The sequence below is a fragment of the Pseudoalteromonas sp. S1610 genome, from assembly GCF_005887465.1.
Taxonomy (GTDB): domain Bacteria; phylum Pseudomonadota; class Gammaproteobacteria; order Enterobacterales; family Alteromonadaceae; genus Pseudoalteromonas; species Pseudoalteromonas undina.
Genome location: NZ_PNDI01000095.1, coordinates 1 through 8,733, shown reverse-complemented (window position 1 = coordinate 8,733; position 8,733 = coordinate 1). Strand labels below are relative to the sequence as shown.

Genomic DNA, 8,733 nt, shown 5'->3' with positions numbered 1-8,733 from the left:
ACGCTGTTTATCAGGCTAAGGCAAACGGCAAAAACACCACTTACATGCATTCTTAATTCATGTTACTAGGGTCTGTTGACCTTTGCGGATTAAAATTTGTTCAAACTAGGGGCGGTTTAATCGCGGCGCGAGGTTTGTAACCTAGTGGGTTCGATAATTGCTCCTACGTTATTCTACTGGCTTACATCCATGTAGGCAGCAACGAGTTAATTGTCCTTAGGTAATATTACCTTTATCATCAAGGCCATCAATGGTTACACCTTGCAAAAAGCCTGCCCCTTGCTGCTCGTTATTACGTAGTTTTATCATTAAACGTAAATCATTTGGCGAGTCTGCATGATGAAGTGCATCGGCATAGTTAATCCGTTGCTGTCTGTAAAGCTCAAACAGCGCTTGGTCAAAGGTCTGCATGCCCATTTCAGTTGATTTGGCCATAGTTTCTTTAATACCACCAATGTTACCGTTTTTAATCAGCTCACTCACCATTGGCGTATTCAATAATACCTCTATAGCAGCAGCACGTCCCTCACCATCAGAGGTAGGGATAAGCTGCTGGGCAATAATAGCGCGTAAGTTTAATGCTAAATCATATTTAAGCTTATCGTGCTTCTCTTTTGGCACTAAGTGCATAATACGATCAATAGCTTGGTTAGCATTGTTAGCATGTAAGGTGGCAACACATAAATGACCTGTTTCTGCAAAGCTTAACGCATACTCCATAGTTTCTTGCGATCGAATTTCACCAATCAAAATAACATCTGGCGCTTGGCGTAAAGAGCTTTTTAGTGCTGACTCAAAGCTTTCTGTATCTAAGCCCACTTCACGTTGGGTAATAATACTTTTTTGGTGCTCATGCACAAATTCAATTGGATCTTCTATGGTTAGAATATGCCCGCGCTGATGGCGATTTCTATAACCAACCAGTGCTGCCAGTGATGTTGATTTACCGGTTCCCGTACCACCTACAAATAATACCAGGCCTCGCTTTGACATAATCACATCAGTAAGTACTGAGGGCAATCCCAGCTCTTTTACATCAGGTATTTGGGTCACAATCCGGCGAATAACCATCCCTGCTCTGTCACGTTGCCAAAAAGCCGAAATACGAAAGCGCCCTTCGCTGGTTGCAATTGCAAAGTTACACTCTTTGGTGCTATGAAACTCTGCCTTTTGCTTTTCACTCATCGCTGATTCAACTAATTCCAGCGCTTGCTCATCGGTTAGTTTGTCATCATTAAGAGGTATCAGCTCGCCATTAATTTTAGCGCTAATAGGCAGCTGGCTTGATACAAATAGATCAGAGCCTTTTTTGTCGATCATTATTTGTAAAAAGTGATTTAGAGATAAAGTCATAATAATTCCTTAAGCGCTAAACTGCGTCTTATCTTGTGCTTTTGTATACGCCGCTGAGTGAGTGATAATGCCTCTGTTAACAAGGTTTGTTAAACATTGATCCATAGTTTGCATGCCCTGCGACGCACCGGTTTGAATTGATGAGTACATTTGAGCAATTTTATCTTCACGAATTAAGTTACGAATAGCAGGCGTTGCCAACATGATTTCATGTGCAGCTACTCGCCCTCCACCGACCTTCTTGATCAGTGTTTGTGAGATAACCGCGCGCAGTGATTCTGAAAGCATAGAGCGGATCATGTCTTTTTCTTCACCAGGGAATACATCAATAATACGGTCAATGGTTTTAGGTGCCGACGTGGTATGCAAAGTGCCAAACACTAAGTGACCTGTTTCAGCTGCGGTCATAGCAAGGCGAATAGTTTCTAGATCTCGTAACTCACCAACCAAAATAACATCAGGGTCTTCACGCAATGCACTTCGCAAGGCATTAGAAAAACTATGCGTATCGCGGTGAACTTCACGCTGGTTAATTAAGCTGAGTTTATTATCGTGTACAAATTCGATAGGATCTTCAATGGTCAGTACATGATGATGTTTAGTTTGATTTATATAATCGACCATAGCTGCAAGTGTAGTCGACTTACCTGAGCCTGTAGGGCCGGTAACTAATACTAAGCCTCGTGGATTATCTGAAATTTGTTTGAATATTTCCGGCGCGCCCAAATCTTCAAGTGTCAGTACGTCACTCGGGATTGTACGGAAAACGGCAGCAGGACCACGATTAGAGTTAAAGGCATTTACACGAAAACGTGCTAAATTAGGGACTTCAAAAGAAAAATCCACTTCGAGATTTTGTTCATAGTCCTTACGCTGGTTATCGTTCATAATGTCATAAACCAGACTGCTGACTTCTTTATCTCCAAGTGCTGGTATATTAATTCGTCGCACATCACCATCAACACGTATCATAGGTGATACCCCTGATGATAAGTGCAAATCTGATGCTTTATGTTGCACACTAAATGCCAATAATTCGGTGATATCCATTTATGACTCCACAACTAACTGATAAATATATGGTTACAATAGCAGAACGACTCACATCCGCCTACGCTAGAATTGCAGAGGCAGCGCAAAATGCACAGCGCAATAGTAACGACATTACGTTACTTGCAGTATCTAAAACCAAACCCGTCTCTGATATTATGGCAGCATATGAGCAAGGGCAACGCCAATTTGGTGAATCTTATGTTCAAGAAGCTGTAGATAAAATAGCGCAACTAGCCACATTTAGCGATATTGTTTGGCATTTCATTGGCCCTATACAGTCAAATAAAAGCGCTTTGGTGGCCAACCACTTTGACTGGGTACAAAGCGTCGACAGACTAAAAATAGCAAAACGCTTAAACGCTCAGCGCCAACAGGAAATGCCCGCTCTTAATATACTGATACAAGTTAATATTAGCGCAGAAGACGCGAAATCCGGCTGTGCCGTAGAGGAAATAGACCAACTAGCACAATTTATAAGTCAGTGTTCACAGTTAAAATTACGCGGACTAATGGCTATTCCTGCAAAAAGTGACGATGCTAACACGCAAATTCAATATTTTGAGCAATTACAAACTTGCTTTGATAAACTACAGACCCAATATCCTCATATAGATACGTTGTCGATGGGGATGAGTAACGATGTAGAGGCTGCCATAACGGCAGGTTCAACCATGGTGAGGATCGGCACAGATATTTTTGGAACACGAACTTAAAAGGTGATAACAGACATATGTCAGATAAAAAAATCGCATTTATAGGCACAGGTAATATGAGCTACGCCATCATTGGTGGCATGGTAAAAAACGGCTTTAACGCAAACAATATTATTGCAACTAACCGCAACCAAGAAAAACTAGCCAAGGTAGCATCCGACTTTAAGGTGCAAACCACCAGTGACAATAACGAAGCTATGCGCGATGCAGATGTCATTGTTCTGTCTGTTAAACCACAAATGATGGGCGACTTGTGCCAATCATTTCAAGATTCAGGCATCGACTTTAGTGATAAATTATTTATCTCAGTCGCTGCAGGCTTAACCGTTAAACGCTTACGTGAAATGCTTGGCCAAGATGTGAAAATGGTGCGTTGTATGCCAAATACACCGTCGTTACTTGGCCGTGGTGTATCGGGCTTGTATGGCGCTGGCGAAACGCAAAGCGAACATGAATTTGTACAACAAGTTTTTGAATGTACAGGTATAGTTGTGTGGGTAGAGCAAGAATCGCAAATTAACGATGTCATTGCTGTGACAGGCTCATCGCCAGCTTACTTTTTCTTATTTATGGAAGCGATTGAAGAAAAAGCGAAAGCACTTGGCTTTAATGATGAAGACGCGCGTCGCTTAGTACAGCAAACAGCGCTAGGCGCAGCTGAAATGGCACTTAGCCAACCAGATATTAGCATTTCGCAACTGCGCGCCAATGTAACCTCAAAAGGCGGTACCACGCATGCAGCTGTTGAGCATTTAAAAGCGCAAGGTTTAACCCAAACTGTGGGTGATGCAATGGATGCGTGTATTGCGCGTGCAGTGCAAATGGAACAAGAACTTTAAAACCATTTTTTATTGAAGGTTATACTATGAATGCCATGCAATTTTTAATTAGCACCTTGTTTGATCTGTTTTTAATGGTGGTACTACTGCGTTTTTGGCTACAGTGGGCAAAAGCCGACTTTTACAACCCGATGAGCCAATTTGTGGTCAAAGCCACTTCGTTTGCAGTTAACCCGCTGCGAAAAATCATTCCAGGGCTAGGCGGGCTTGATTTAGCCTCTTTGTTGCTGGCATTTATAGTGGCTGCGGCAAAAATAAGTACATTAATGTGGCTTATTTATAGCTCTTGGGCTATTCAACCTGTGCTTATACAGGCGCTAATAACTGTTTTAAAAGAAGGTTTAAATTTAGTCTTTTGGGTGTTAATCATCCGCGCTATTTTAAGCTGGGTAAGCCAAGGCTATAACCCAATTGAAGCGGTATTCCATCAGCTTACTGAGCCAATGTTAAAGCCAATCCGTAAAATCTTACCGCCACTAGGAGGCTTAGACTTATCGGTATTGGTACTGATCATCGGCATTCAGTTTTTACAAATGCTGCTAATGGACCTTTTAGCTTAAGCACAACGTAATATAAAAGAGGCCTAGCGCCTCTTTTTTACATACTCAGGAGTTAACCATGCAACGTTTAATAAAGTTTTGTTTTATTGCTTGTCTCGCTTTAGCATTTAATGCACACAGCGCTCAAGAACAAGGCGCCCAATACAAAGAACTAGGCCCTTGGCAAGTTCATTACATAGCCTTTCCATCAACGTTTATTCAACCGCAAATAGCTAAAGCTTATGACCTTGAGCGTAGTGGCTATAAAGGCATTGTTAATATTTCAATATTAAAAAATGATGCTGATAAAGCCGCTCAAAAAGCGACATTACAAGGTACCGCTAAAAACTTATTAGGTAACAAGCAAACCCTTAACTTTAAAGAAGTCGTTGAAGGCGATTCAATTTATTATCTAGCACAAGTAGATTACACCAACGAAGAGATTTTACGTTTTGAAATTGAAATCCAACAAGGTAATCAGTTTCAAACATTAAAGTTTAAGCAAAAATTTTACGTAGATTAAATATGACCAACACCTTAGTACTTGCAACCGGCAACCCCGGAAAAGTGAATGAGCTGGCTAACATGCTCAGCTCACTTAATATTAATGTTGTACCGCAAAGCGACTTTAATGTCAGTGACGTAGCCGAAACAGGCACCACGTTTGTAGAAAACGCGATAATTAAAGCGCGACATGCGGCTAAAATTACCGGACTGCCTGCTATTGCAGATGATTCAGGCTTAGAAGTTGATGGCCTGAATGGCGCGCCAGGTGTTTACTCTGCTCGTTTTGCAGGAAATAGCGCAAGTGATCAAGATAATATCGATAAATTACTGGCTGATTTAGGCAATAACCCTAATCGCAGCGCTCGTTTTTGGTGTGTGTTGGTACTAATGCGTCATGCTGACGACCCTACCCCACTTATTTGCAGTGCTAGCTGGGAAGGCGAAATTACCCTTAGCCAACACGGTAAAGGTGGCTTTGGTTACGATCCTATCTTTTTTGTACCATCAGAAAATTGTACCAGTGCAGAGCTTACAAAAGAGCAAAAGAATGCATTAAGCCACCGTGGACAAGCACTTAATAAATTACTACAAGAGTTACAACACAAAGGCGGCCTGTGAACCTTCCTCCACTGAGTTTATATGTGCACGTGCCTTGGTGCGTGCAAAAATGCCCTTACTGCGACTTTAATAGCCACGGGCAAAAAGGTGACATCCCTGAAGCTGAATATGTACAGCACTTAATTGACGATTTAAAAGCTGATTTACACTTAGTACAAGGGCGAAAAATTCACAGCATTTTTATTGGCGGCGGCACGCCAAGCCTATTAACCGGCGCGGCATACACCCGTTTACTCAATGAAGTAGATAGCCTCATAGGCCTAGCCGATAATTGTGAAATAACCCTTGAAGCAAACCCCGGCACAGTCGAAACTGGCCGTTTCAAAGATTATGTAAAAGCAGGGATTAACCGTATCTCTATTGGCGTGCAAAGCATGCAAAACGATAAGTTAAAAGCCTTAGGTCGAATTCATGGTGCCGATGAAGCCAGTTATGCAGCACAACAAGCTAGTGAAGCAGGGTTGAATAGCTTTAACCTTGATTTAATGCATGGCTTACCAGGGCAATCCCTCGATGACGCACTAAGTGATTTAAAACAAATTATTACCCTGAGCCCACCACATATTTCTTGGTATCAGCTCACCATTGAGCCTAATACACAATTTGCTTCAAAACCGCCCACGTTGCCGCAAGATGAAACCTTGTGGGATATTCAAGAGCAAGGCCAAGCATTATTGGCACAAGCAGGCTATCAGCAATACGAAATCTCAGGGTATGCAAAACCGGGCTTTCGATGCCAACATAACTTGAATTATTGGCGGTTTGGCGATTATCTTGGTATTGGCTGTGGCGCCCATGGTAAGGTTACTGATGCGAAAACAGGGGTGATAACACGCACTGAAAAGGTTAAACACCCACGGGGCTACATGGACATTATTAAGCCCTACTTGTACAAAAGCTGGCAAGTAGAACAAGACGACTTAGCGTTTGAATTTTTTATGAATCGCTTTCGCTTAACAGAGCCATGCCCGATTGAAGACTACAGTGCACTGACTAATCAGCCATTACAAAGCCAACAAGCGGCTTTGAATAAAGCCATTAACACAGGTTTATTAATAGAAAAAGACGGCCATTGGCAAGTAAGCCTTAAAGGCCATCGCTTTTTAAATGACCTGCTAGAATTGTTCGTATAACGCTTTTGGCGTTATACGCATGTAAAGTAAACACATGAAAAATTAAAATATCCTAATGGGTTTCTAACAACAAAAGGGAAACGAATGCGTAAACTTACTCTAATTGCTGCCACGGTAAGCGTGGCACTGCTTGCCGGTTGCCAACAAGCAACACAACAATCAACGCCTGCACCGGCGGTTCAAGCTCAACCTGTACAAAGTGAAATTGATAAAGCGAATGCTTTTTTTGAAGACACTTTTAATCGTGATGTAATGAGCAGCCCAGTTTATCAAACCTATATGGGCATCAAAAAAGATTACGATAAATGGGATGACAACAGCGAAGAAAAAGCGCTAAAAGACTTGGCACAAACTAAAGCCGATTTGGTTACGCTCAACAGCATTGACCGTGCGCAATTAGATGCAGCTACTCAAGTAAGTTATGATTTAAAAAAACAAGATTTAGAAGCCAGCATTGCTGATTTTAAATGGCGTTACCATAACTACCCAGTAAACCAAATGTTTGGTACACACTCTATGGTGCCTGCTTTTTTAATTAACCAGCATCAAATTAGCAACGTAAAAGAAGCCAACGATTACATTGCCCGTTTAAATGGGGTACCGGGTGTATTCGATCAACTGATTACCGGCTTAGAAATTCGCGCCGATAAAAACATTATTGCACCTAAATTTGTATTTCCACACGTGATTGATTCAAGCAAAAACATCATTAAAGGTGCGCCGTTTGAACAAGGTGAAGATTCTACGCTATTAGCTGACTTTAAACGTAAAGTAAATGCATTAGAAATCGACCAAGCTGAAAAAGATGCACTTATTAGTAAAGCGACTGATGCATTAAAAACAGCAGTTAAACCTGCTTACTCTAAGTTAATTAACTACATTGCACAGCTAGAAAAGCGTGCTGATGACCGTGACGGTGCTTGGAAATTCCCTGATGGCGAAGCGTTTTACAATAACGCGCTTAAACGCACTACCACGACAGACCTTACAGCAAAAGAAATTCATGCCATTGGCCTTGCCGAAGTGTCACGTATTCATGATGAAATGCGTGCCATTAAAGATAAAGTTGGCTTTGAGGGCGACTTAAACGCTTTTATGCAGTTTATGAAAACCGACAAACAATTTTACCTTGCTAATACTGAAGCGGGTAAAGCGCAGTACCTAAGTGAAGCTAAAGGCTTAATTGATAACATGAAAACACGCTTAGATGAGCTGTTTATTGTAAAACCAAAAGCCGACATGATAGTAAAACGTGTTGAAGCTTTCCGTGAAAAAGCGGCAGGTAAAGCGTTTTATCAACAACCTGCGCCAGATGGTTCTCGCCCAGGTATTTACTACGCCAACCTCTATGACATGGAAGCAATGCCAACTTACCAAATGGAAGCTCTCGCTTACCATGAGGGTATTCCGGGTCATCACATGCAAATTGCTATTTCACAAGAGCTGGAAGGCGTGCCTAAGTTCCGTAAGTTTGGTGGTTACACAGCCTACATTGAAGGTTGGGGTTTATACTCAGAGTTACTACCAAAAGAAATGGGCCTTTATGAAGACCCGTATTCAGATTTTGGTCGTTTAGCTATGGAGTTATGGCGTGCCTGTCGTCTAGTGGTTGATACCGGTATTCACGCAATGAAGTGGACTCGCCAAGAAGGTATTGATTACTACGTTAACAACACTCCTAACGCCACTTCTGACGGTGTAAAAATGGTTGAGCGTCATATTGTAATGCCATCACAAGCAACGGCTTACAAAGTGGGTATGCTGAAAATTTTAGAACTACGTGAAGCAGCTAAAAAGCAGCTTGGCGACAAGTTTGATATTCGTCAATTCCACGACGTAGTGCTTAAAAATGGCCCTGTACCATTAAACGTACTAGAAAACTTTGTTGATGAGTGGGTTGCTAGCAAACAAGCTTAATTATCTAGGGTCTGTTGACCTTTCAAGGTTAAATTTGCAGCAGTCTGTTTGGTATTTAGGC

9 protein-coding genes are annotated in these 8,733 nt (G+C 41.7%); 7 read left to right on the top strand and 2 right to left on the bottom strand.

Going from position 1 to position 8,733, the window contains the following annotated elements; translation table 11 throughout:
• Nucleotides 1-216: 216 nt before the first annotated feature.
• Both CWB77_RS17925 and CWB77_RS17920 read right to left on the bottom strand, forming a co-directional pair.
• A complete protein-coding gene (locus tag CWB77_RS17925) occupies nt 217-1,353 on the bottom strand; it encodes a PilT/PilU family type 4a pilus ATPase (protein WP_054201910.1) in 1,137 nt (378 codons plus the stop codon).
• A gap of 9 nt (nt 1,354-1,362) precedes the next feature.
• Entirely contained in the window at nt 1,363-2,403 is a 1,041-nt protein-coding gene (locus tag CWB77_RS17920; RefSeq protein ID WP_138623861.1) for a type IV pilus twitching motility protein PilT, read from the bottom strand.
• Between the two features lie 2 nt (nt 2,404-2,405).
• On the opposite strand from CWB77_RS17920, the gene CWB77_RS17915 reads away from it, so the two are divergent.
• The 7 genes from CWB77_RS17915 (at nt 2,406) to CWB77_RS17885 (ending at nt 8,672) form a co-directional block, all read left to right on the top strand.
• A complete protein-coding gene (locus CWB77_RS17915; RefSeq protein ID WP_138623859.1) occupies nt 2,406-3,119 on the top strand; it encodes a YggS family pyridoxal phosphate-dependent enzyme in 714 nt (237 codons plus the stop codon).
• A 17-nt stretch (nt 3,120-3,136) separates the two neighbouring features.
• Nucleotides 3,137-3,958, top strand: coding sequence for a pyrroline-5-carboxylate reductase (proC, locus tag CWB77_RS17910; protein WP_010391593.1), 822 nt, complete (start codon nt 3,137-3,139; stop codon nt 3,956-3,958).
• Between the two features lie 26 nt (nt 3,959-3,984).
• Entirely contained in the window at nt 3,985-4,518 is a 534-nt protein-coding gene (locus tag CWB77_RS17905) for a YggT family protein (protein ID WP_008113334.1), read from the top strand.
• Nucleotides 4,519-4,576: 58 nt separating this feature from the next.
• The gene (locus tag CWB77_RS17900; RefSeq protein ID WP_054201912.1) at nt 4,577-5,020 is read left to right on the top strand and encodes a DUF4426 domain-containing protein; all 444 of its coding nucleotides are present in this window, start codon (nt 4,577-4,579) and stop codon (nt 5,018-5,020) included.
• Nucleotides 5,021-5,022: 2 nt separating this feature from the next.
• A complete protein-coding gene (locus tag CWB77_RS17895) occupies nt 5,023-5,622 on the top strand; it encodes an XTP/dITP diphosphatase (RefSeq protein WP_138569545.1) in 600 nt (199 codons plus the stop codon).
• Complete coding sequence (gene hemW / locus CWB77_RS17890) at nt 5,619-6,755, top strand: radical SAM family heme chaperone HemW (RefSeq protein WP_138623857.1); 1,137 nt, start codon at nt 5,619-5,621, stop codon at nt 6,753-6,755. The genes CWB77_RS17895 and hemW overlap by 4 nt, the downstream gene beginning before the upstream one ends.
• Before the next feature lie 84 nt (nt 6,756-6,839).
• Nucleotides 6,840-8,672, top strand: a complete 1,833-nt coding sequence (locus tag CWB77_RS17885) for a DUF885 domain-containing protein (protein ID WP_008113341.1) — start codon at nt 6,840-6,842, stop codon at nt 8,670-8,672.
• The last annotated feature ends 61 nt before the right edge of the window (nt 8,673-8,733 follow it).

Bases quoted from the DNA above. Each gene is read 5' to 3' on its own strand.
- CWB77_RS17925 (WP_054201910.1), bottom strand. From the start codon at position 1,353: ATGACTTTATCTCTAAATCACTTTTTACAAATAATGATCGACAAAAAA.
- CWB77_RS17920 (WP_138623861.1), bottom strand. From the start codon at position 2,403: ATGGATATCACCGAATTATTGGCATTTAGTGTGCAACATAAAGCATCA.
- CWB77_RS17915 (WP_138623859.1), top strand. From the start codon at position 2,406: ATGACTCCACAACTAACTGATAAATATATGGTTACAATAGCAGAACGA.
- proC (WP_010391593.1), top strand. From the start codon at position 3,137: ATGTCAGATAAAAAAATCGCATTTATAGGCACAGGTAATATGAGCTAC.
- CWB77_RS17905 (WP_008113334.1), top strand. From the start codon at position 3,985: ATGAATGCCATGCAATTTTTAATTAGCACCTTGTTTGATCTGTTTTTA.
- CWB77_RS17900 (WP_054201912.1), top strand. From the start codon at position 4,577: ATGCAACGTTTAATAAAGTTTTGTTTTATTGCTTGTCTCGCTTTAGCA.
- CWB77_RS17895 (WP_138569545.1), top strand. From the start codon at position 5,023: ATGACCAACACCTTAGTACTTGCAACCGGCAACCCCGGAAAAGTGAAT.
- CWB77_RS17885 (WP_008113341.1), top strand. From the start codon at position 6,840: ATGCGTAAACTTACTCTAATTGCTGCCACGGTAAGCGTGGCACTGCTT.